Origin of the sequence: Bacterioplanoides sp. (genome assembly GCF_965219715.1) — a bacterium.
GTDB lineage: Bacteria > Pseudomonadota > Gammaproteobacteria > Pseudomonadales > Oceanobacteraceae > Bacterioplanoides.
In genome coordinates, this window is the sequence record NZ_OZ244785.1 from 4,568,538 (window position 1) to 4,590,284 (window position 21,747).

A 21,747-nucleotide genomic window follows, 5' to 3' on the forward strand; every position below is an offset into this window, starting at 1 on the left:
AAGCCGCACCGAAATTTAAGCGCCGCTGAATTATTTACGCACGTCTCCAGCCGGCGGTTCACTGGCACCGTCAGACACTTCTCCGGTATCCGGTCGGACAATCTCAGGGCGAGATGTTTCTGGACGTTGTGGCCTTTCCAGTGCGGGTAATTCCAGCATTTCAGGCCGTTGTGGAAACTCCGGGCGCTGACCACCCTGTTGTTTACCGGTACCACCAAAACCATCTTCGCCCGGTCGCTGGCCGGTTCCTCCAATGCCTTCTATTTCAGTGCCAGCCTGAGTGCTAACAGCAGTTAACAGCAGCGCGGAAAACATCGCGATATTAATGTTCATTATTTTCCTCATTCCTTTCCTGGCAATAATAAACGCCGGCATTCATTCGATAGTCACCAGGCGAGTTTTGTTTTAACTCGCGGGCTTTTTCATTCACTTTTTTCAGCAGTTCCATGCTTTGTTCGCGATAGAAGTGGTGTAACTCGTCTACTGCTTCGGCGGATAAGCTGCCGTAATAGACGCTGCGTTCCAGTCTCGGTTCGCTGTCGGGTAATAAATTATGGCTGCTGGTTTTAATGTGGTCAGACAAGTTTCGTCCGAAATAAAATAACTTTTCGTCTTCGCCATCACGGGGAATAAAGGCTTCATTACACAGCTCGATTTTATCGTCACTGTCGTTTTGCTTAATAACCCGGACAACGCCCAGTCTTAGCCATTCATCCAGAACCGCACGTGGACGAATATCCTGGCGGCCAACGGTTTCTACCAGAGTTTCAAAGCTGATATCACCGGGGGTTTGAGACTGACGTAATAACGGCTGGGGTTTACCTTTTTTGTGATAACCCGGAGTGCTGAGCCAATACGCCACCATTTGCCCGCCTAGCGAGACCGAAGCCGGAGCTTCAATATGTTCCGCGGCTTCCTGGCGCAGGCGTTTGACGTCTTTACGGTGAATACCGGTCAGCAGGCTTAAGCGGCTTTCGGTTTGTTTTTTGCCATCGATGGGGAAATCCTGCTCTGCCACATCAACATACAGCTGCTTCAGAATTGGCATAAGCACGGGAAACGTCACCTGATACCGGAGTAACAGGTGGACCAGTGGACGCAATATGGTGCGTACCACCGATAACAAACGGGAAGGGGTTTGCAGCTGATTCATGCCACCATTATGCAATAAATGGGAAATTTTGCCATGTTGGCTGGGTGTAATCGTCGTGTAAACCCGAAAGTGATCTGCTTTTCTAAGAACGCTGGGCCGTTCGCAGTTACTTTTGGTCGTAGTTATTTTTGGTCACAGTCGCTTGTGTCGCGCTTGTTGCCGTTGGCGCCAGACAACGCTGTTGGCAGGATCGCGCGGGTTAATTAACTAAAATAACAATTTGTTCCTACAGTCACCTCACCTTATCGACTAATCTTCATAACAGATTGTGTCTTTTGGTTATTAGTATTGGACTGCGGGTTATGAAAATGCAGAAAAACTCTGAAGGTTTCACCTTAGTTGAGTTAATTGCGGTGGTTGTTATTGCGGGAATCTTATCGGCTTTTGTTATTTCACGGTTTGCCGATCTCCGTGACGAAGCACGTATTGCTGCATTAGAAGGGTTAGCCGGCACGTTTAATTCAACAGCGGCGACACAACACACCATCGCCCGGGTCAATCAGGACGCTGGTGGCTTAAATAACGGCTTTATCGCCAACGGTGTGTTATTCGACCAGGGCTACCCGGTGGCTCTTGATTTTGATGCCCCGGGGAGCAGCTTTGGCAGCGGTGATGGTGTTCCGGAAATTCTCGAAGCCATGGACATCGATCTGGATAACTGGACCTTTAACACCATCATTAATGGCTCTGAAAACGGTCTGATCACCCGCGAACTGTATATGACCCGCTCCGATGTGATTGCCACGGGCGCTACCGCTCAACAAATCATCAATACCGGCTGTTATGTATCCTACGATAGCTATCTGACGGTTGTTATCGCTCCCGTTGTGCGACAGGTAACCACTGGCTGCTGACGTTTCCGAATCAGCGTTCCTGAATCAGGCGCTGAGTCACCAGATTTTTAAACGGTTTAAAGTTATTGCCAAAGCGCAGTGCCACTTTACGGGCAACTTTGGCCATCGGGTTATCATCGGTGAACATCTTCACCACCAGATTGGTGCCGTCATAAATGGGTGTGCTTAACAGTTTATGGCGTACTTCGTAATTACCCAGTACCCACTGTGAAGCGATATCTTTGCCGGACTGCTGAGCTTTGATGATCTGTTGCGCCAGTGTGTCGGCAGAGCGCAGTCCGAGGTTATAGCCGTGGGCCGTGACCGGGTGCATTCCCACCGCCGCATCACCAATTAAGGCAAAACGCTGGCCGATAAAACGGTTCGACATGGCGCCAACCAACGGATAAGAGTAGCGTTCTGTGACCAGTTTCATGTTGCCTAAACGCTGGCTGAGCATATTTTCAGCTTCGCGGGTGAAGTCTTCGTCATTCAGATTGGTCAGTTCAGTTGAGCGTGATGACGGAGTGGTGATCACAATCGATGAGCGGTTTGGCCCCAGCGGCAAAATGGCGCAGGTACGACCATAAAAGAAGCATTCACGGGCGGTGTTTTCATGGTCACGTTCGTGCTCCATGTTACACACCATCATTACCCGGCCGTAATCTTTCATTCGTGCCGAGATGCCCATCATACGGCGTACAGCGGAAAAACGGCTATCGGCCGCAACCACCAGTGACGCTCTCAGTGTTGATTGACCTTGTTCGCCAGTGAGTTCAATAACGCCATCCGCCGCGTTGGTATGCACATTGGTGACGCTGGCCTCCGTGATCAGGCGAATATTTTCGTGTTCAATAACCTGCTGGTACAAGGCTTTGCGAATCTGATGGTTGGCAACCAGATAACCCAAAGGTGCAACCGGATCATCACTGCGTTCGAAGTGCAGGGTGTAAGGTGAGTTGCCGTCGATGACTTTGGCTTCCTTTAACGGGTGTACTTCGCCCGCCGGAAAACGTTGCCAGACGCCCAGCTCTTCAAGGATACCTTTGGATAAATGATTCATGGCGATATCGCGCCCGTCCATGGCTGGGTCCGCGATGGCAGCCAGCGGTTGTTGATCGACGATGGTGATGTTCAGTCCGGAGTTGGCCAGACACAATGCAAAGCTCAGCCCGGCGGGGCCGGCACCAACAATCGCAACATCGGCATGCAATAACGCAGGTAGCGTGGTTGGTTGTTGGAAATCGGTGGCTGGTTTCATATCGGGCTCCGGAGCAAAAAACGCGAGAATCTGGCCGCAGGCTATCAGGTTAACGCCAGAAAACGCTGATATTGATCAAGATTTGATAATCACGCTCATCGGAGGTAGTCGCAACTATCACCCATGGCGATGTTCACCGCTGGCTGTTCGTCAGACCGATAAACTTTTACACTGGAACACATGTTGATTGCCAGAACCGCATGGCTGAAATCGGACGGTTAATCTATGAAATGGCTGTTAATTTTTATTTCTCTGACGCTGGCTGCCTGTAGCCCATCCCCGGACGAGATTGCACAGGACTATCTCGAACGAATCGCCCGGGTTACTGCTGAAAATCTGCCGGACGATCCCTCATTCCTTAATAACCCTCCGCCGTTGACCCAGGTGAAGCAGCAAAGCTATCTGATTGAATCCGGTAAGGTCTCATTGCTGGATTTTCTGAAACTGCAATCCTGCGAGCTGGCACAGTCGCTGGGCTACAAAAACAGCCAGTTAGGCAAGTTGGCACCTGCCAGTCAGAAAATGCATCTGGAACGGGACTTCCTGCTGTTGGCGCCAGCCTGTATCGAGGCATTACAAAGCAGTAACCCGGAGCTGGCGCAGTTATTGAGTCAGGCGTTGCAACAAAAACGTCAGCAGGCATTAAAAATCTGGTGGAATGCCTGGTTTGCCGCTGCTGAATGGCAATCGTATATTTCTGGCAGTCGTGAACCGCTGGAGCAGGGGGGAGCTTCGCCGGGTCATTTGCGCCCGGGGCTGGTGGCGCTGGATTATGCCATCGATCAGGGGCTTGACTGGCAACAACAGAATTACGTTTATTCCGATTCTGATATGGAGCAGCAGCTACAGCAGTTACATCTGGCTGAATCGTTAAGCCGTTGGCGTAACAGTCTGCGAATTATGACGCCGAGCTTATATCGTGCTGCGTTGATGCTGGAGCAGAGTCAGCAAAAGAAAAGTTTGTGCAGCAACGGCGTGGAGAAAAAACAGGCGGAATATCTGCGTAACGTATTTAATCAGTTTTATGTCGCTCAGCTGCAGCCGTATCTCGGGCGCATTTATAAATTCGGCAATGAATTATGGCCACGATTAAAGGCGGTTAAATCATTAGCGACCAATCTCAGCCCTGAGCTGTCGCCGCACCCGCAGTTTTTATTGTGGTTTGAGTCGCTGCAACTCGAGAAACAACAGTTTGAGCAAATGAATCTGCGTCACGTTAAAGCCTGGCAGAACTGGCTGGCGGAATGTGGTCAGTCACCAGGTCGTGCCAGCTCAGATTAATCGGGTTATGATCGGCACAGAATTAAATGGAGTACAGAATAATGAAATATGGATTAACGGTTTTAATCAGTCTATTGATGACTGCTGGCGCTGTTGAGGCGCAGGTGTACAAGTGGGTTGATGAAAATGGCAAAGTCCATTTTGGTGATCAGCCACCGCGTAAGAAGCCGACCTCGGCTGAAAAAGTCGAATTAAAAATTGCCCCCCGTACCAGTAATGAACCGGTTGCCAATGAAGCTGACCGTGCTCGCCGGCAACAACAATTACTGAAAACGCTGTCGGATGAACGTCAGCAGCGTGAAGAGAAACGCGCCAAAGCCAAAGCCGCAAAAGAGCGTAAGGCGGCCATGTGTAAACGCCTGGCGGCAAAGCGTGATGAGATGTTACGCGCCAATGCTATCTACACCACCAACGATAAGGGTGAGCGCGAATATATGGATGAAGCCAAAGGTGCTGCCTATCGCAAAGAACTGGTAGCACGTTACAAGAAGGAGTGTGGCAACGGTGGCTGAGGCACGTTCGCAGAAGTTATCAACCACACGCCTGGCTAAAAAAGCGGGCATTGATAGCCGTATGTTATTTGAGCGGCTGTTAGAGCGGCAGTGGCTTACTCGCGAGAAAGGAGAAGATGGTAAAAACCATTACCAGCTGACGGCGAAAGGCGAGTTTGAGGGCGGTGAATACCTGCAATCGGACAAATACGGCCGCTACATCGTCTGGCCAGAATCTCTGTTACAACATCGCCTGCTGGCAACCATGGAAGAAAAGCAGCTCAGCGCTACTGCACTGGCAAAACCAGTTGCCGCTCCGGCACGGCTGGTTAACTTATTGCTGGCGGAATTGGGCTGGATCGAAGCGGTTGCTTCGGGCTGGCAACTGACCGCAGTGGGCCAATCGCTGGGTGGCGTTAAAAAAGAAACCGAGCAGGGCGCAACTTACGTCAGCTGGCCTCAAACAATCGAACAACGACCTGACTGGCAGGCCGCAATTGCTCAGCTTGATCCTGATAACCCGGACTGCCGCAGTCTGGATGGGCGCCAGTGCCGAAACCCTGGTGAGCGACTGATTGCCAACTGGTGTTATCTGCATCGCATCAGTTACGCCTGTGAGCGCCCTGTTGCAGTAACGGCACTGGCTTCCCAGACTGCCGAAGATGAGTCACCACAAACCGTCGCCGTCGATTTCTATCTGCCACAACCGGGGCTGATTATTGAATTCTGGGGATACCCAAAAGGGCAGCCAAGTGCAGATTTTCTGCGCCGTAAGATGCAGCGGCTGGAACAGCTAACGGCAGCCGGGCTGGCGGTATCTGAGATACGTGAGCAAGATCTGGCAAACCTCGATAATCTGCTGACAAAGGCGTTACTGAAGCTGGGCATCAAGGCTTATTAACATTGGCTGACTGGCTTGTCGATTTCGCCACGTAATTTTGGCACCTTCGTTTGGTTGTTTTCTAATCTGTTGTTTTTCAAGCTTTTTTTAAATTGAGTAAAAATGCATCAATTTGTCACCGGCCTTATAAAACCGGGCATTGGGTGCTGTTTTCTAATGCTTGTCCACTGAGATATCCACAGAATCTGTGAAGAAGTATCCACTTACCTTGCAGGCCATGATTAACCGTGGCTGTTGTCGTAGTTGATTTAAGCCTTGTTTATTTTGTGGTTATTGCCTGTTTCTGGCACTGCTTTTGCGCATTTGGTGTCGCTTATGCACATTGGCGATGCAGCGCTGTAAATCCACCGGATTTTCTTCGGATTTTTCGTAAAACAACTATTGCAATTTATAACTCATTGAAAAGTATAGAAAAATTTAAACTGTTTAAAAAGTGATCAATTTGACTAGGGGTGAGGTTTTATCGCACTTCGGGCGCTTTTTATGATGGTTAAGCACAGAATTATCCACAAAAACTGTGGGCAACCATAACGGCAGAAAATCACACCAGAAAGAATTCGTATGGGTTTTCCCCGGCTAAAACCGAGCGATCAAAGTCAAGGGCCTGAAGTCGACAAAAACTGCCTTATACACAGAGATTTTACCTTGCAACTAATACTTATTCTCAAAGTCAATAACCTGTCGCTGTCTTGGTGTTTTCCCTAAGCGGTTGAAAGTATTAAAAAAATTTTTAGCCGTATTTATACACATTTGGCTGCAAGGCGCGTGGTTATTGAGCTGGAGCCATTTGTAAAAAAATCATCCAGTTTTTTATCCACAGTCATTGATCCATCACGGTGAGCGGTCGCGGGGAATTGTTCAGTCTGGCAGCGAAAGTTGAAGATCCACTGCCAGGCTTGCTGGACTTATTCCGCCAGTGGCGGAGGAGGTGGAATGTCGGATACCGCGGTGGGTTCGTCACGCTCAACGAAAAAGTCGTCCATGGCAGGGTCAACCTCATGGCTGAAGTCCTGCAATGGTTGCGGCAGCTGCTGTTGCCAGTCAAACCGTTTCACCAGACGGCGGAAGACGTTATCCAGTTCGGCGGTCAGCACCAGCTCTTCGCCACTGACCGGATGTTCCATGGTCAGTTGCCAGGCGTGCAGCAACAGCCGTGGCGCTTCAAAATGATCGCGGAAATAGCGGCTGTGTTTACCTTTGCCATATCGGGCATCACCAATAATCGGGTGAGCCAGATGTTTCAGGTGACGACGGATCTGATGTTTGCGGCCGGTTTTCGGAATGGCTTCCACCAGCGAGTAGCGCGACTGCGGATATTTATCGATGGCGATTGGTAATTCGATCTGCGCCAGGCAGCGGAAATCGGTGATGGCTTCCTGCGGCGGCTTAATGGTTTCGTGTTTGGCGTACTTGTCGACCGGTGGTGACATGGCTTTATCGAGATGAACCGATTCCGGGAAGTACCCGCGGGTCAGCGCCAGATAACGTTTGTCGACCGCTCGCTCACGCCATTGATCCACGACCTTGCTGGCGATCTCGGAGCTTTTAGCAAACAGCAGCACACCCGAGGTTGGTTTATCCAGCCGGTGTACCGGAAAAACATGGTGGCCGAGCATATTGCGCACCAGCTGCAGAGCAAAGCGGGTTTCATGGCGATCAATTTCGCTGCGGTGAACCAATAACCCGCTGGGCTTGTTGATGGCGATCAGATGATCGTCCTGATATATCACCGGTAACGACATGATGAACTTCCGACAGAAACAAAGGCGCACTTTACCTTAAATAGCGTGATAGCTCACCCGCTGGCGCCGATCGGCAAGATCGATGTGGATTATGTTAATGGAAGATGTGACGAGTGTCGGTTTGAACAGGGCTAACGGCTGTTGGTTTTGCAGGCCTGTGCCTTAACAGCTGTTCCGTTCTTTGTTAGTGTGCGCGCAGTTAACAAGAATAAGAAGGATGCCGGATGTTTGCTCGTTGGCTTATGCTCATCGTTGTACTGTTGGTTGCCGGGTTTGCTGGCGTGCGTTATGCCTATTTCACCAATGGTCAGTTCCCCGATTTAACCTCGACACCACTGCTGCCTTCAACGGAGCTGGAAGTGGTGGCAGAGCTGCCATCGCCGCCGGGAAATATCGCCGTTGCTGATAACGGCCGTATCTTTTTTACCTTCCACCCGGAAGCCGGGCCGGAAGTGAATGTTGCAGAATGGCGTGATGGTTCTGCTCATGCGTTTCCCAACACACAATGGCAACCCGGTGGAGAGCACGAAAAGGCGCTGAATGAAGTGCTGTCGCTGCGTCTTTATAACAACGAACTGTGGCTGTTGGATAACGGTCGTCATGGTCTCAGCCGCGTGCGTTTTCTGGCGTTTGATATCAACTCCGGTGAGTTGCTGCAGGAATATCGCTTTCCACGTAACGTCTTCCCATTGGGTTCCCACGCTAACGACTTCCGCATCAGCCCGGATGGCCGTTTCTTCTATATTACCGATGCCAGTCTGATTGCCCGTACTCCGGCACTGGTGGTGTTCGACCGACAACAGCAGGACAGCTGGCGCCATCTGCACGGTAGTCACACCGTGGCCGCCGGAGATTACCAGCCGGTGGTTCAGGGACGTGCGATGACCTTATTTAACGCCTTTACCGTGAATCCCGGTGTGGATGGCATTGCCTTAGATCAGCAGGGAGAATGGCTGTACTTTGCCGGTATCAGTGCTGAGCAGCTGTATCGTGTGAAAACGGCGGATCTGCAGGATAAGCAGCTACCGTATGCCACGCTTGAGTCGCGGGTTGAAGCACTGGGCGAAAAAACCATGACCGATGGTATGGCCATTGATGCCAGCGGTAATGTGTATTTATCCGATCTGGAGCATTCAGCCATTGTCCGGCGCACTCCCGATGGCGAGCTGCAGACCTTGCTGCGTTCCGCAGACTTGCGCTGGCCGGACGGTTTCAGTCTGGCAGCAGACGGTTATCTTTACGTCACCTGTTCGGCATTACATCAGGTGATTGGTGTGTCCCGGGATGAGATGAAAGCACAGGGCCCGTTCCAGATTTACCGTTTCCACCTTGGTCGTGCTGAACAGATTGTCGCCGGGGATCTATAATCAGAGAACAACAATACAATAAGAATCGCGTATGAAGTGTGTCTACAATGCGGCGGATATGCTCGAAGCCCATGTGATTGTGGGCATGATGCAGCAACACCGCATCAGTGCTTTTATCGAAGGTGAATATCTGACGGGCGCCATCGGCGACTTGTCGGCACAAAATTACGTGCGGGTGATGGTTAATAACGACGATTACGATAAAGGTCGTGAGTTGGTGCAGCAATACGATCAGGCCAATGCGGTCGAGCCATCGGCGCTGCCCGAGCCCATCTTCCGCCACTGGCACTGGGTCGCTTTAGCCGTTGCAGGCATTATTGCTGCGGAACTGATTCGTTATTTCTGAATAATGGGTTGGCGACGGTTTCATCCGTTATCCCGATAGCTGCGCAAGCCTTTCGACATTCAAACAGCCTGGCCTCTTAAGCAACCCGGCCATTCAAAAAAGCCTGGCTCCTTAAACAGCCTTCTTAGCCGTCATCCAATGGTGCAAATAACAGATCCGTCGCGCCGAAGTTGATTTTCAGGGCACTGAGCGCAGCGGTGATCTGACCACGGTGGTGCGTTTGGTGATTAAACAGATGCTGCAGCACCTGGTCGAGTGTTTTGGCGTAATCGTCACCAGCGGTGGAGCGGTATTCAATCACGGCGGTGGCATCGCTCTGGCGCAGCAGATCACACCAGCGAATTAACACGTCATCAATTTTTTCCCGTAAGGCCCATAGCTGGCGAATATCATCACTGATATGGCCATCCAGCTTGCGCGGAAATTCAATATTGTGCAGTTCTTCGAGAATCGGATAGGCATTGCTCATACGACTCAGCCACAGCAGGTCGGTAATCACCAGATGATTCCAGCAACCGTTGATGGAGCCAAAGAATAATCCGACATCCTGATTCAGTTGCTGGTCGTCCAGAGTCATACAGACCTGGTACAACGAATGGTTGATCCAGCGGTTGTAGCGGGCGGCACGACGATGATGATCTGACCAGGGCATAGCAACCTCCTGAATACGGCTCGCGCATAGACAGCTAAAAGAAAAGCGTATGACAGACAATTTACACGCGCAAGCTGTTCGCAGTCGTTGAGTTGTTTATCATAGGGGCCCTTATGGATAATTCTGACAGGCTGTTTTTTATGCACGTGTGGTTGTTACTGGTAAGTCGGTGGTTGTTAGCAGTCAGCAGGGGGCTGCTGAAAGGCGCTGGCTGGATGATTGTTGCCATGGTTTGTTCCGTTCCGGCGATGGCCGTGCCGGTTGCCTGGGATCAGAATCAGGACACGGAATCGCAAGGCTGGCTGAGCAAGCGCTCCGAAAATTTTGAAATTTTTTATCAGCCGAAACTGGCAACGATGGCGCAGCGGTCATTACTGTTGGCGGAAGACGTACATAACGAACTGGTGCCGTTTTTTACCAGCCCCGCCGGCAAAGTCACGTTACCGTCGGAACCCACACGTATGGTGCTGGTGGATGAATTTGATTTATCCAATGGCTGGGCTACACCCATCCCGTTTGCACAGATGCGGCTCTACAGCTCGCCACCGCAGGATGTAAACAGTTTGGAAAGCAGTGATGACTGGCTGCACGGTTTAATCCGCCACGAATACGTTCATGTGCTGCACACAGAAATGGCACGTGGGTCGGTAAAAATAAGCCGTAATATTTTTGGTCGTACACCCTTGTTGCCGTTTATAGTACCGGTTTCTCCGTTTCCCCACGCATTAACGCCATCGATGTTACTGGAAGGACTGGCGGTTTATCTGGAAACCAATAAAGACGCAGGTTACGGCCGCCTGCAAAGCAGTTTTTACAGCATGTTAATGCGCACTGAGGTGGCCAGTGGCGAGTTGCAATCGTTAGGCGAAGTGGTAGTCACCGGGCGTCATTTCCCAACCAACCGGGCTTATTTATACGGCGCTTTTTTTGTTGAATACCTGGTGGAAGAATACGGCGAAAATGCCGTGCGCAATTATCTGCAGCTTTACAGCGGTCAGATTATTGCGTTCTTTATGCAGCAATCCAGCGCCAGCCGGATTTTCCGTAAAAACTTTTATCAATTATGGTCTGACTATCAACAATATCTGATTGCCCGTTTTACGCCGGAAATTCAACGCCTTCAGCAACAGCAAGCACAGCAACAACAACTGTCACAACACGCGAGCGAAATTGAAATACTGGCGCAGAATATTCCGGTAATGCCGGTGTTCAGCCATTACAACCGGCAATTACTGGCCTTGCGCAATAACCGTGAAGACCGCCAGGCACTGGAGATTATTCCTTCTGATCCGGCGGCAGACATACAGCAATTAACACCGGAAAAAGGCATTCGTTATATCGATGTCGCCGATGATCAGACCATTGTTGCGGCGCGTCTGCTAACCCGGGCCAGTGGTCGGGTATGGAGTGATTTATTTATCTGGCGTGAAAATAACGGCTGGCAGCAACTGACGTTTGATCAGCGTTTTCGTAAGGCGCGCTGGCTGAATAATCGTCAGGTGTTGGCATCGCGCAATATTGCCGGTATCAGTGAGCTGATGCTGTTAACGCTGGGTGATGAATATCAGCTGATATCACAGCAATTAATCTGGCGCGGCCAGGACGGCGATGTACTGGGTGATTTTGATGTTAAACAAACTACCGATACTAAAGGTAGTGAGGTTAAAAGCACCGATATAAAAAGCAGTGATATAGTTGCCGCGATCAAACGCCGGGGTCAGGGCTGGAATCTGGAGCTGAGCCATTTCGAGTCAGGTTCTTCAGAGGTAACACTGCGTTGGCAGAAAATTACCGATACCCGGGCGGTGGAAAATTCTCCGGAATTTCTGGCCAATGGCGATATTATATTCAGTGCCGATTATCACCGTATTTTTAATATCTATCAGCTGACGCCAGCCAACGGAGCGTTGCAACAATTAACCCATACCCTGAGCGGTGTATTTAATCCTCAGATCATCAGCAATCCATCCGGTGAATGGCTGCAGTATGCCCGTTATGCGGATGATGGTTATCAGATCGTACAGCAACGACCGGTACAAACAGCGGCAGGTAACGTAGCGGATTTTTATGGGCAATATAATTACCACTATATCGGTCCAGAAAATAATGCGGATGCTGCTGCAGAACCTGGCAAGTTTTATAATTTGGTCAGCGGTGCTTTCTGGCGCAGCATTCGTCCTCATACCTGGTTACCGGTGGCCATTTCCAATGATGATCAAAGCCGTCTGGGTGTTATTACCGCAGGCACGGATGCATTAGGTCGTCATCGTTACAGCGTGATGGTGAACCGCGACAGCGAACAAAAACAATGGAATACCCAGTTGTTGTACCAGTACGACAATCGCTGGACGTTTTTATTCAGCCGCGACCACGATACCCTCAGCAGTTCCCGCATCGAAGATGGCGAGCTGGTGCGTAATATTCAGCGTGATGATTTATGGCTGCTACAACGCAATATTATTTCGCCATTGTGGCAGGACCAGCTGAGATTCCATTTAGGCCTGGTACGGGAGCATAAAGAAATTGTCGATTTTCCACTGGATCGCGATGAATCGCTGGTGGGTGCCGCCGCGACTTTTGATAACCGCCAGAGTTTCCTCGATGTTCCCGGCGTTGGTTGGGGCAGTTATGCCGATTTGATTGTCGAAACCAACGATATTATTGCGTCCGAGTTCGACGGCAATGTTTACCAGGGACGCTTTGCCCATACCTTTGATTTACCCGGTCGTGCCGCGTTGAGTTATGACCTCGCCGGAGGTATTGCTGATCGTGGTGCCGAATCGTTTGTGCTTGGCAGCAGCAGTGGTGAAGAAGGCAGTTTATTTGCGCGTAATAAATACCGGTTGCGTGGTTACAGCAGCGGTGTTCAGGAAGGTCACCGGGTATTTCGTCAGAGCCTGAGCCTGGCATTTCCGTTAGCGCGAATTGATGATAACTGGGGCCTTAATCCGTTAGGTGTTGCCGATATCTCTGCCCGAATATTTGCCGATCATGGCAGCGCCTGGTTCCGCCATCAGGATGCCAAACCGTTAACCGGCGTGGGAGTCGAAATCACCACCGAAATTGTGCTGGGTTATCGTGCCTTGCTGCCGGTTAAAATCGGCTACGCCAAAGGGCTGGATGAGGCCAATGGTTCAACCACCCACACCTACTTGTCGGTGGGGTTGTCGCTGTGATGCTTCTGGGGTAAGTTGACGCTGAATACATAGGAGTCTTTGTATGTCTGCTGATGCAGAAAAGCCTCGTTTGGCAGTCATAGGCAGTGGTATTGCCGGATTATCCAGCGCCTGGTTACTAAAACAGAAATATCAGGTCACCCTGCTGGAAAGCCATGAGCGGGTGGGGATGGGCGTATTTACCATCGACTACGATGCGGATGGTATTCGCAATCGTATTGATATTCCGTTGCGGGTTTTCTGTGAAGGCTATTACCCCAATCTGATGGCGTTGTACCGTTATATTGGTGTGGATATCGAAATGGGTGACCACTCCGGTGTATTTCTTGATGCCGCCGGTAACGAGATTCTGCATTACGGCAATATTCAGTTTGCCGGTCGACACTTTTCCTACCCGAAACTGCGTTCATTATTGCGGCCAAAAGCCTGGCGCTTAATGATTCAGTACAAACAATTCGCACGACTGGCACAGCGTGCGCTGAAGCAAAACAGCGATGTTAAACAGCAGACGCTGGGGCAGTTTCTGACGCAACATCAGGTGCCAGCGGATTTTACTGAAACCGTGTTATTACCCGTATTGGCGGTTACCTGTACCTGTGATTACCAGAGCCTGCTGGATTACCCGGCGGAAATCATTCTGGTGTATCTCACCAGTGGTATCTGGAAGTTTGGTATCACCAATGCCAGAAAAGGCGTCGACGATATTGTGCCGCGCTTAACCGATGGCATTCGCGTGCAAACCGGCAAAAGTGTGGTGGCGGTTCGCCATACTGAAAGCGGTGTTGAAGTACGCAGTGCCGATGGTGATACCCAGGTGTTTGATCAGGTGGTGATTGCTTCCCAGGCACAGCAGGCAGCGGCCATGTTGCAAGGCTTTGAGCAGCAAAAACAGTTGCTGAACACGGTGGCATTTGAGCGTTCGGATATGATGATTCATACCGACAGCAGCTTTTTACCGCAGCAGGGCGAAGGGTGTTCGGCGGTGAGTTATTGTCTGCCGCAAGCGGGCCTGCAACGTCCCCAGGTCAGTGTGGATCTGACCAAAGCAATTGATAAATATCGCCAGCAAAGCACGGTATTTCAGACCTGGCACCCGACCTTTGAACCGGACGCTGATAAGCTGCTGGCACGGATCGAATTTACCCGTCCGGTGGTGACACTGGAAAGCCGTAAAGCCATGCAGCAGTTACGGCAATCCCAGCAAAACAACCAGACCGGGGTGTGGTTTTGTGGTTCCTATCTGGCCGACAAAGTCCCGCTGTTAGATGCAGCGGTCGACTCTTCCGTTGCTATTGCTGAAGCGTTGGGAGTTGATATTCCCTGGCGCTCGGCGTAACGCTTGCGATCAGGTTACGGCAGGCGATGTCGCGACAGGAATTTCATAATCTGGCCGAGCAGCAGCTGAATCCACCCGGGAGTTATTGGGGCAATCTGGGATTATGGCCGCAGGTTGGCGAAGACTCGCAGCAAAAAGTTGAAGGGCATGCGCAGCAATATGCCGATGCTTGTTGTGCCTTGGCGACAGAGCTGGCACAGCAGGTGGGATTACATGCTCAATCCCGCGTGTTGGATATTGGCTTTGGCTGTGGCGATCAGCTGTTGTTGTGGCTGCAGCAATACCAGATTCAATCGCTGCACGGCTTTAATAAATCCCATAGCCAGACAGAACTGGCGCAACAACGATTACAACAACAGGGTTATGGTCGTGCTGCCGAGCAATGTTGCTACGGCGATATTGCTGCGCTCAGCGCCCCTCAATGGCAACAATTAAGATCGCAGCGTATCGATCGGGTGGTGGCGCTTGATTGTATTTATCATTTCACGCAACGCCAATCGTTTTTGCAGCGCAGTCAGCAGCTATTATCGCCGGGCGGTCGTCTCGGTTTTACCGATTTAGTGTTGCTTAAACCATTCGCTGCCATGAGCATAAAACAACGGCTGTTATTGCGCTGGATGTTTGCCGCCTCCCGTATTCCGCCGCAGAATATTCAGACGTTGGAGCAACAACGGTTGTTGTTACAACAGGCCGGATTCAGTCAGGTTCGTTATCAGGATTTATCACAGCCTGTCATGCAGGGTTTTGCTTCCTGGCTCACGGCTTTTAAGTCGCGTTATCAGCATCGTCACAGTCGTTTGTTCTGGCTCAAATATCAGGTAACGGCCAGCTTTCTGAAATGGGCCTGCCAGCAGGGGCTGCTGGGTTACGGCGTACTGGTTGCCGATAAAACTGATGGAACCGTTAACAGCGTCGACTCAGCCAATGGCCCGGGATGTTCACTGTCTTAGACTTTGTCTCATGCTTGTGTGTGAGAAATTTACCGTATGAATCTGTTTGGACGTCTGTTGCTGGTGCTGTTGGGCGCCTGGGGCACCCATAAAAAACCTTTTCAGCATGTGTTTAGTCAGCATTTTCGCGTCTGGCTGCACGACCTGGGCTGGCGCGATCATCTGCCAAATTACCGTTTTTACAGCTTTATGGAACTGGGCCGTTATGGCTTCTGGCATGGTACCCGGCTGGCACAATCGGGCAGCTATAACGTGCGTATGATCGCGGCCCAGGATTTTACCTATCTGCGCCCGGTTTCACCGCTGGCAAAATTCCGTTGTGATACGCAGCTGATTGGCTGGGATCATAAATACTTTTATTTCCGTCACAACTTCTACGTTAAAGACAAACTGGTGGGTATTGGCCTGGTAAAAGAAGCCTGCCTGAGTAAAGGTAAAGTGGTTAATCCGAAGTTTATTGTTGGCAGCGAAGGTGAAAGCCACCAGGTGATTGAAGCCTGGCAAACGTTGCAGCAGCGTCTGAAGGATTAATCCGCAGGTTTTTGTCTGATTATTTAATAATTGATGGATTAGCGGCTGCGGTATTGGTTGTGATGGATTAGTGGCTTATGTAGTGGTCGTAGATTTGCTGGATGCGGCCGCTGTTTTTCATATGCTGTAATCCGGCATTAAAATCATCACGGATTTTTTTACTGCGAAATACTGGCCGATAATCTTGTGGGTTCAGCGCTATCACATCGTGAACGGTAACCGCTAAAGGTTTCAGTCCGGTATTTTTATACGCCAGATTTTCGAAATAACGATAGATATAAATATCGCTGAGCACCACATCTTTGCGGCCACTCTGTAGCATCGCTACCTGAGTATTCTGGTCATTCTTTTCACTGTAGTTTTTCCCCACTTTTACCTGGCTCAGCCATTCAGGAAAGCGTTTATCCGCTCCCTGAAATGAGATAATGCTCAGGTCTTTTAAATCGCCGGGCTGAGTGATCGTCAGCTGATTTTTCGTTAACGTAATAAAGGCGTTGTAATACAGCACCGCCGGTTCGCCATAAAAACCACCGCTGCTGGTTAAGTCTTCTCCCAGATCGGTCATCGCCGCATCAACCCGTTGTTGGCGAAAAGCGACCGGAATCCGGCCGAGTGGGTAATACTCGGGTTTCAGTGTGTGACCACGGTAGGCCAGGGCTTCGCTGATAATATCCAGCTCGATACCGGAATTTGTTTCGGGGAAGCAGTAGGGGGGGATTTTTTCACCAAATGCCATGGTGATGGTTTCAGATAATGCTACCTGTGTCAGTGACAACAGCAGGATAATTCTGATCAGATGCCGCAGCATGGAAGACCTTAGTGTTATAAATATTATTGAGGCTTAACATAACAGGTTTGTCGCCTCAGTCCAGTGTCTCATGAGTCGGATGTCATTGGCTTAAACAATCACCAATCAATATCATTGCCATCAAAGCTGGCGAAGCGGCCGCTATCTGCCGGAGTGGAGTCAGCAATTAAATCCAATAAGGCATTGGCGGTGACTTCAGCGGAATGTAATTGCCCGCACGGCAGGTTTTTCTGGAAAGGTTTGGAGAAACCGGTATCTGTGGTTCCTGGGTGAAATAATAAAACACAACAATTTGGCACAGTGCGTTGCCATTCAATGGCGATGGTTTTCAGCGCCATATTTAACGCGGCTTTGCTGCAACGATAACTGAGCCAGCCGCCACTGCGATTGTCACTGATGCTGCCTATGCGCGCTGACAACGCGACAAAATAGCTGTTGTTGTCAGACTTCAGTGACGTTGAAAAATGCTTTGCCAGTAGAATACTTGGCAAGGTATTGCTGTTTATATTCTGTTGAAAGAAATCGACATCAAATTGTTTTAAGGCTTTTTCCGGGCGCTTTGTTTCACTGTGCAGAAAGCCGATAGCGTTAATCAGAATATCTATTTTTCCGAGGGTTTTGGCCAGGTCAGCCAGAGATTGCTCGTCATTAATGTCGAGCAAATGCCAATGCACTCTTGGGTGATCAAACTCCGGTTGAGTCGTGCGGTAACTGGCATAAATCTGCGCATCCGGATAACGCTGCAGGCAGGTGTGTATGCTTGCCAGGCCAATACCGCCGGAACCCCCGGCAATCAGAATCTTCATCTCAACGCATCAAACCAATGCGACGCAGAGAGCGTTGCGAATGGCTTTCTACCCGGGCGCTTTGTTGCAGGGTTTCTTCAACAAACGCCAGGTGTTCATTAACGGCTTGCTGCGCGGCCTTAGGGTCGCCCTGAATAACCGCGTCTTTTATGGCGGCGTGTTGTTCTTTAATTTCGTGACGGCGCTCTTCGCGGGTGTAGAGGTGCTCAAGGTTATTGGCGATAGTTTGTTTAAACAGGCTGAACAGGGCACGCATGGAATGCAGCAGTACGGCGTTGTGGGAGGCTTCGGCAATCGAAAGATGAAAATGCCAGTCTTTTTCTGCTTCCTCTTTATACCCTTTGCGGCTTTCGTGAATGGTCAGCCATTCCTGATAACGATGTTCAATGATTTCGTGGTCGGTCGGTGTTGCACGCAGCGCGGCATAGTGGGCCGCGACTTCTTCTAAGGCGTGACGAAACTCCAGCAAGTCGTAATTAAACTCACCATGGCTCTGGAACAGTTGCGTCAGCGGGTCGACAAATGACAAACCAATGTCGTTGGAAATAAAGGTGCCACCGCCTTGTTTCCGCACCACCAGCCCCTTGGCTTCGAGCTTTTGCAGCGCCTCACGTAACGACGGTCGCGACACTTCAAACTGCTGCGCCAGCTCCCGTTCCGGTGGCATTTTTTGCCCCGGTGCCAGGCTGCCTTCAAGAATCATCGATTCCAGACGCTTGGCAATGACATCAGATATTTTGGTGGAGCGGATGGTGTGTTCAGTCATAACGGGCCCAACGAATGCTGTGAAATACGCCTAATCAACAAATAAATTACTAAGACGTAAAAAGGTAAAACCAATTCTATAGCAGCCTTGAAAGGCTGTCAGTGGTTAATTTCAGGCAAAACTTAAGACAAAGGTCTAAATAAAATCCGGGTATTAACCTGTCTGGTTATTTGACGGACGCTTCAGGATCACGATAATTTAAACCCATAAAGTTAATTGGGTAATTGGTATGACCAATTATGGTAATTAAGACATAACAAAAGCAAGCGGTGATTTATGCAGCACAGTGATTCTTTAACCCGGGCGTATCCGCCCAAGCCAAAACAGGTCTATCTGTTGGGCACCTGCCTGGTCGACAGCTTTTATCCGCAAGCGGGTATGGACGCCATTTCGCTGCTGGAGCGCGAAGGGGTTGAAGTGATCTTTCCACAGAGCCAGACCTGTTGCGGCCAGCCAGCGTACAACTCGGGTTATGACGAGGAGGCACGTAAGGTGGCGCGCCAGCAGCTGAAGGCCTTTGCCGGTGATATTCCGGTGGTGGTGATGATGGGTTCCTGTGCGGCGATGGTGCATAAAGACTACCCGCTGCTGTTTGCCGGTGAGGCGGAAGAAAAAGAAGCCAACGCCCTGGCTCAACGCACGTATGAATTCTCTGAATTTATGGTGAATGTGCTGCAGGTCAGCCTGACCGATACGTGTTCGCAACCGGCCAAAGTTGCACTACATACTTCATGCAGCGCGCGTCGCTCAATGAAGGTGGCGGATGAACACAAGGCCTTATTGTCATCGTTATCCGGCGTTCAGGTGGTTGAGCCGGAGCGGGTCACTGAGTGCTGTGGTTTTGGTGGCACCTTTGCGGTGAAGCAGCCGGATATTTCCGCCGCCATGGCCAAAGATAAAGCCGACAATATGGCGGCGACCGGTGCTGACGTCATTACCAGCGCCGATTGCGGTTGTTTAATGAATATCAGCGGTACTCTGGATAAACAGGGCCGCTCCATGCCAGCCAAACATCTGGCCACTCTGTTATGGGAGCGCAGCCAATGAACCAGATTCCTGTTGCAGACCTGTCTGCGGTTAATGAAGTCAGCCGCGAAGAGCTCGCCAATCTGGTGAATCGTGAAGAGCACGAATTTGCCGATATGCAGCAGCGCCATTTTAAAGCGCGGGCAAAAATGTCGCTGGAAAACGAAGCATTACGTGCGAGTTTTCTCGGCGCCAGCAATTTTCTCGTGGGCAAGCGTAAAGCCATGTTTCCGGATGCGGCAGAGCTCGAAGCGTTACGCGATCGTGGCGAAGCCGTACGTCAGAACACGCTGAATAATTTACCGGATTTACTCGAAACGCTGGAAAAGAACCTGACGGCCAACGGTATTCAGGTGCATTGGGCGGAAGACGCCGATGAAGCCTGCAGCATGATTTACCAGATTCTGGCGGACAATAACGCCAAAACCGTGGTGAAAGGTAAATCCATGGTGACCGAGGAAATCGAACTGAATCATTTCCTCGAAGATAAAGGCATCGAATGTCTTGAGTCGGACATGGGTGAATATCTGGTGCAGCTGGCAAAAGAAACACCGTCACACATTATCATGCCGGCGATTCACAAAAATAAGCAGCAGATTGCGCGTTTAATGCATGCCCGTGCCGAAACCAGCGACGGCAGTGATGTGCCTTACACCGAAGATGTAGATGAATTAATCGGCAATGCCCGTGCTATTTTGCGCGATAAATTTATGACCGCAGACGCCGGTATTTCCGGGGTTAATATGGCCGTCGCCAACAGCGGTACTTTGTGCCTGGTGGAAAACGAAGGTAACGGCCGGATGACCACAACCGCGCCTAAACTGCACATTGCAGTAACCGGTATCGAAAAAGTCGTCGAAGATTTTTCTCAGGTACCGGACGTTGCCAAGCTGTTAACCCGTTCGGCAACCGGCCAGAAAATTACCACCTATTTTAATATGATTTCCGGGCCGAAAAAGCCGGAAGAAAAAGACGGTCCGGAGCAGGTGCATCTGGTGCTGGTGGATAACGGCCGTTCGCGTATTTTTAATCACGAAACGTTAAAGCCAACACTGCAATGTATCCGTTGTGGTGCCTGTATGAATCACTGTCCGGTATATGCCCGTATTGGTGGCCATGCCTATGGTTCGACTTATCCGGGGCCGATTGGTCAGGTGGTGACACCACAGATTGGTGGTATCGAAAAACACGGTGATATGTTGTCAGCCTGTAGTTTAAACGGCGCCTGTGGGGAAGCCTGTCCGGTACGTATTCCGTTACCTAAATTAATTCGTGAGTTGCGTTCTGAAGCGGTTAATACCGATGTTAATCACGTAACTGCGGAATCCATTCGTACCGTTTTTAATGCGGTAAAAGGTCGTGGTAGCAAACGCACTCTGGGTGAAAGCCTGATCTGGCAGGGCTGGTCGCTGGCCCATAAAGTTCCGTTTTTGTACCGCATGATGACGACGGTTATCACCCGCGGTCGCAAATTAATGCCAAATAAACTGGGCCCTTGGACCGACAGTCGCTCGATGCCTCAGGCAGCAGCCAAAAGTCTGCATGAAATGGCCAAGCAACGTGGTCTGGCGGATCGTTTACCGCCGCAGACCACTGTTGACTCATCCTCTGACGATAGCCCGCGTGATACTCAGGAGCACAAATCATGACCAGTCGTGAACGTATTTTACAGCGTCTGCGCAGTGGCCAGACATCACGCCAGCCGCAAGCGTCAGAACTGGCGTTTCAGGCAAGCACCAGCAACCTGGCGGAATCTCAATGGCAGGCTGAATTTATTCAGAACCTGCTGGATAACCACGCCGAAGTGATTGAAGCCAGCGAAGCCGATTGGCAGCAACAGGTTGCCGATGTATTACGCGGCAAGCAGATAAAGCACTGTCTGATTGGTAACAGCGACGAAGGCAAAGCCCTGGCTCAGGACCTGGAAAACGATAACAGCGAGTTATCAGTGCAGCTGTATGCCCGCAAACAGAATAAAGAAACTCTGTTTGCTGAAGTGGATGCCGGAATTTCTTTCGCCTGTGCCGGTCTGGCAGAAACCGGATCGCTGGTGGTACACACCGGCCCACAGGAACCCCGCAGCCTGTCACTGGTACCACCACTGAATATTATGCTGGTGAAACAATCACAGCTGCTGGCGGATTTTAATCAGTTGGTGCAGAGCCCGATGTGGCAACAGGCATTTGCCGCTGAGCAAAAGCCAACCAATATGTTACTGGTTTCCGGGCCGAGTAAAACCGCCGATATTCAGCAGACCCTGGCATTTGGTGCTCACGGGCCAAAAGAGCTGGTGGTTATCCTGATTAACGACAGCAAATAAG

The 21,747-nt window shown here is 50.5% G+C and carries 21 protein-coding genes; 13 read left to right on the plus strand and 8 right to left on the minus strand.

Translation table 11 applies throughout. The annotated features are described in order from the left end of the window. Nucleotides 1-30: 30 nt before the first annotated feature. Nucleotides 31-333 carry a hypothetical protein gene (locus ACOQOZ_RS21110; protein WP_420590128.1) on the minus strand — a complete coding sequence of 101 codons (303 nt, stop codon included), beginning with the start codon at nt 331-333 and terminating at the stop codon, nt 31-33. Further along, nucleotides 323-1,153: a DUF6502 family protein gene (locus tag ACOQOZ_RS21115; RefSeq protein ID WP_420590129.1), complete on the minus strand. Its 831-nt coding sequence runs from the start codon at nt 1,151-1,153 to the stop codon at nt 323-325. The genes ACOQOZ_RS21110 and ACOQOZ_RS21115 overlap by 11 nt, the downstream gene beginning before the upstream one ends. Nucleotides 1,154-1,455: 302 nt before the next feature. Between ACOQOZ_RS21115 and ACOQOZ_RS21120 the strand changes: the two genes are divergently transcribed. After that, on the plus strand, nt 1,456-2,007 hold the full coding sequence (locus ACOQOZ_RS21120) for a pilus assembly FimT family protein (RefSeq protein WP_420590130.1): 552 nt from the start codon (nt 1,456-1,458) through the stop codon (nt 2,005-2,007). 10 nt (nt 2,008-2,017) lie between these two features. Here ACOQOZ_RS21120 and ubiM read toward each other — a convergent pair whose 3' ends face one another. Continuing rightward, entirely contained in the window at nt 2,018-3,247 is a 1,230-nt protein-coding gene (ubiM, locus tag ACOQOZ_RS21125) for a 5-demethoxyubiquinol-8 5-hydroxylase UbiM (RefSeq protein WP_420590131.1), read from the minus strand. 225 nt (nt 3,248-3,472) lie between these two features. On the opposite strand from ubiM, the gene ACOQOZ_RS21130 reads away from it, so the two are divergent. Genes ACOQOZ_RS21130 through ACOQOZ_RS21140 form a run of 3 tightly spaced genes read left to right on the plus strand, consistent with a single transcriptional unit; the run spans nt 3,473 to nt 5,920 of the window. After that, nucleotides 3,473-4,528, plus strand: coding sequence for a DUF3080 family protein (locus ACOQOZ_RS21130; protein ID WP_420590132.1), 1,056 nt, complete (start codon nt 3,473-3,475; stop codon nt 4,526-4,528). Between the two features lie 41 nt (nt 4,529-4,569). Next, entirely contained in the window at nt 4,570-5,040 is a 471-nt protein-coding gene (locus tag ACOQOZ_RS21135; RefSeq protein ID WP_420590133.1) for a DUF4124 domain-containing protein, read from the plus strand. Continuing rightward, nucleotides 5,033-5,920: a hypothetical protein gene (locus ACOQOZ_RS21140; protein WP_420590134.1), complete on the plus strand. Its 888-nt coding sequence runs from the start codon at nt 5,033-5,035 to the stop codon at nt 5,918-5,920. Before ACOQOZ_RS21135 ends, ACOQOZ_RS21140 begins: the two co-directional genes overlap by 8 nt. A 905-nt stretch (nt 5,921-6,825) precedes the next feature. Here ACOQOZ_RS21140 and ACOQOZ_RS21145 read toward each other — a convergent pair. Beyond that, on the minus strand, nt 6,826-7,662 hold the full coding sequence (locus ACOQOZ_RS21145; protein ID WP_420590135.1) for a pseudouridine synthase: 837 nt from the start codon (nt 7,660-7,662) through the stop codon (nt 6,826-6,828). 224 nt (nt 7,663-7,886) lie between these two features. On the opposite strand from ACOQOZ_RS21145, the gene ACOQOZ_RS21150 reads away from it, so the two are divergent. Continuing rightward, a complete protein-coding gene (locus ACOQOZ_RS21150) occupies nt 7,887-9,029 on the plus strand; it encodes an SMP-30/gluconolactonase/LRE family protein (RefSeq protein WP_420590136.1) in 1,143 nt (380 codons plus the stop codon). 31 nt (nt 9,030-9,060) lie between these two features. Then, nucleotides 9,061-9,375, plus strand: coding sequence for a DUF2007 domain-containing protein (locus ACOQOZ_RS21155; RefSeq protein WP_420590137.1), 315 nt, complete (start codon nt 9,061-9,063; stop codon nt 9,373-9,375). A 124-nt stretch (nt 9,376-9,499) separates the two neighbouring features. Here ACOQOZ_RS21155 and ACOQOZ_RS21160 read toward each other — a convergent pair whose 3' ends face one another. After that, entirely contained in the window at nt 9,500-10,027 is a 528-nt protein-coding gene (locus ACOQOZ_RS21160) for a DinB family protein (RefSeq protein WP_420590138.1), read from the minus strand. A 113-nt stretch (nt 10,028-10,140) separates the two neighbouring features. Here ACOQOZ_RS21160 and ACOQOZ_RS21165 point away from each other — a divergent pair, with 113 nt between their 5' ends. From ACOQOZ_RS21165 to ACOQOZ_RS21180, 4 genes are read left to right on the plus strand one after another with little or no spacing between them, the layout of a single operon-like run. Then, nucleotides 10,141-13,203 (plus strand): hypothetical protein, encoded by a 3,063-nt coding sequence (locus ACOQOZ_RS21165; RefSeq protein ID WP_420590139.1) that lies wholly within the window; start codon nt 10,141-10,143, stop codon nt 13,201-13,203. Between the two features lie 43 nt (nt 13,204-13,246). Continuing rightward, nucleotides 13,247-14,539, plus strand: a complete 1,293-nt coding sequence (locus tag ACOQOZ_RS21170) for an FAD-dependent oxidoreductase (protein WP_420590140.1) — start codon at nt 13,247-13,249, stop codon at nt 14,537-14,539. 26 nt (nt 14,540-14,565) lie between these two features. Then, entirely contained in the window at nt 14,566-15,489 is a 924-nt protein-coding gene (locus tag ACOQOZ_RS21175; protein ID WP_420590141.1) for a class I SAM-dependent methyltransferase, read from the plus strand. Between the two features lie 36 nt (nt 15,490-15,525). Then, the gene (locus ACOQOZ_RS21180) at nt 15,526-16,020 is read left to right on the plus strand and encodes a thioesterase family protein (RefSeq protein ID WP_420590142.1); all 495 of its coding nucleotides are present in this window, start codon (nt 15,526-15,528) and stop codon (nt 16,018-16,020) included. A gap of 67 nt (nt 16,021-16,087) precedes the next feature. Here the strand turns inward: ACOQOZ_RS21180 and ACOQOZ_RS21185 are convergent, their stop codons facing one another. The 3 genes from ACOQOZ_RS21185 to ACOQOZ_RS21195 all read right to left on the minus strand — a co-directional run bounded on the left by ACOQOZ_RS21185 (nt 16,088) and on the right by ACOQOZ_RS21195 (nt 18,400). After that, nucleotides 16,088-16,828 (minus strand): substrate-binding periplasmic protein, encoded by a 741-nt coding sequence (locus ACOQOZ_RS21185; protein ID WP_420590143.1) that lies wholly within the window; start codon nt 16,826-16,828, stop codon nt 16,088-16,090. Between the two features lie 98 nt (nt 16,829-16,926). Then, complete coding sequence (locus ACOQOZ_RS21190) at nt 16,927-17,634, minus strand: SDR family NAD(P)-dependent oxidoreductase (protein ID WP_420590144.1); 708 nt, start codon at nt 17,632-17,634, stop codon at nt 16,927-16,929. A gap of 1 nt (nt 17,635) precedes the next feature. Continuing rightward, complete coding sequence (locus ACOQOZ_RS21195) at nt 17,636-18,400, minus strand: GntR family transcriptional regulator (protein ID WP_420590145.1); 765 nt, start codon at nt 18,398-18,400, stop codon at nt 17,636-17,638. A 276-nt stretch (nt 18,401-18,676) separates the two neighbouring features. Here ACOQOZ_RS21195 and ACOQOZ_RS21200 point away from each other — a divergent pair, with 276 nt between their 5' ends. The 3 genes from ACOQOZ_RS21200 to ACOQOZ_RS21210 are packed head-to-tail and all read left to right on the plus strand — an operon-like array spanning nt 18,677 to nt 21,746. Then, entirely contained in the window at nt 18,677-19,447 is a 771-nt protein-coding gene (locus ACOQOZ_RS21200) for a (Fe-S)-binding protein (RefSeq protein ID WP_420590146.1), read from the plus strand. Further along, on the plus strand, nt 19,444-21,075 hold the full coding sequence (locus tag ACOQOZ_RS21205; RefSeq protein ID WP_420590147.1) for a LutB/LldF family L-lactate oxidation iron-sulfur protein: 1,632 nt from the start codon (nt 19,444-19,446) through the stop codon (nt 21,073-21,075). The genes ACOQOZ_RS21200 and ACOQOZ_RS21205 overlap by 4 nt, the downstream gene beginning before the upstream one ends. Then, the gene (locus ACOQOZ_RS21210; RefSeq protein ID WP_420590148.1) at nt 21,072-21,746 is read left to right on the plus strand and encodes a LutC/YkgG family protein; all 675 of its coding nucleotides are present in this window, start codon (nt 21,072-21,074) and stop codon (nt 21,744-21,746) included. Before ACOQOZ_RS21205 ends, ACOQOZ_RS21210 begins: the two co-directional genes overlap by 4 nt. The last annotated feature ends 1 nt before the right edge of the window (nt 21,747 follow it).

Excerpts from the sequence above, each read along its gene's own strand:
- ACOQOZ_RS21195 (WP_420590145.1), bottom strand. The coding sequence starts at position 18,400 with ATGACTGAACACACCATCCGCTCCACCAAAATATCTGATGTCATTGCC.
- ACOQOZ_RS21170 (WP_420590140.1), top strand. The coding sequence starts at position 13,247 with ATGTCTGCTGATGCAGAAAAGCCTCGTTTGGCAGTCATAGGCAGTGGT.
- ACOQOZ_RS21205 (WP_420590147.1), top strand. The coding sequence starts at position 19,444 with ATGAACCAGATTCCTGTTGCAGACCTGTCTGCGGTTAATGAAGTCAGC.
- ACOQOZ_RS21120 (WP_420590130.1), top strand. The coding sequence starts at position 1,456 with ATGAAAATGCAGAAAAACTCTGAAGGTTTCACCTTAGTTGAGTTAATT.
- ACOQOZ_RS21165 (WP_420590139.1), top strand. The coding sequence starts at position 10,141 with ATGGATAATTCTGACAGGCTGTTTTTTATGCACGTGTGGTTGTTACTG.
- ubiM (WP_420590131.1), bottom strand. The coding sequence starts at position 3,247 with ATGAAACCAGCCACCGATTTCCAACAACCAACCACGCTACCTGCGTTA.
- ACOQOZ_RS21155 (WP_420590137.1), top strand. The coding sequence starts at position 9,061 with ATGAAGTGTGTCTACAATGCGGCGGATATGCTCGAAGCCCATGTGATT.
- ACOQOZ_RS21200 (WP_420590146.1), top strand. The coding sequence starts at position 18,677 with ATGCAGCACAGTGATTCTTTAACCCGGGCGTATCCGCCCAAGCCAAAA.
- ACOQOZ_RS21115 (WP_420590129.1), bottom strand. The coding sequence starts at position 1,153 with ATGAATCAGCTGCAAACCCCTTCCCGTTTGTTATCGGTGGTACGCACC.
- ACOQOZ_RS21175 (WP_420590141.1), top strand. The coding sequence starts at position 14,566 with ATGTCGCGACAGGAATTTCATAATCTGGCCGAGCAGCAGCTGAATCCA.
- ACOQOZ_RS21160 (WP_420590138.1), bottom strand. The coding sequence starts at position 10,027 with ATGCCCTGGTCAGATCATCATCGTCGTGCCGCCCGCTACAACCGCTGG.
- ACOQOZ_RS21130 (WP_420590132.1), top strand. The coding sequence starts at position 3,473 with ATGAAATGGCTGTTAATTTTTATTTCTCTGACGCTGGCTGCCTGTAGC.
- ACOQOZ_RS21185 (WP_420590143.1), bottom strand. The coding sequence starts at position 16,828 with ATGCTGCGGCATCTGATCAGAATTATCCTGCTGTTGTCACTGACACAG.
- ACOQOZ_RS21145 (WP_420590135.1), bottom strand. The coding sequence starts at position 7,662 with ATGTCGTTACCGGTGATATATCAGGACGATCATCTGATCGCCATCAAC.
- ACOQOZ_RS21150 (WP_420590136.1), top strand. The coding sequence starts at position 7,887 with ATGTTTGCTCGTTGGCTTATGCTCATCGTTGTACTGTTGGTTGCCGGG.
- ACOQOZ_RS21110 (WP_420590128.1), bottom strand. The coding sequence starts at position 333 with ATGAACATTAATATCGCGATGTTTTCCGCGCTGCTGTTAACTGCTGTT.
- ACOQOZ_RS21190 (WP_420590144.1), bottom strand. The coding sequence starts at position 17,634 with ATGAAGATTCTGATTGCCGGGGGTTCCGGCGGTATTGGCCTGGCAAGC.
- ACOQOZ_RS21180 (WP_420590142.1), top strand. The coding sequence starts at position 15,526 with ATGAATCTGTTTGGACGTCTGTTGCTGGTGCTGTTGGGCGCCTGGGGC.
- ACOQOZ_RS21135 (WP_420590133.1), top strand. The coding sequence starts at position 4,570 with ATGAAATATGGATTAACGGTTTTAATCAGTCTATTGATGACTGCTGGC.
- ACOQOZ_RS21210 (WP_420590148.1), top strand. The coding sequence starts at position 21,072 with ATGACCAGTCGTGAACGTATTTTACAGCGTCTGCGCAGTGGCCAGACA.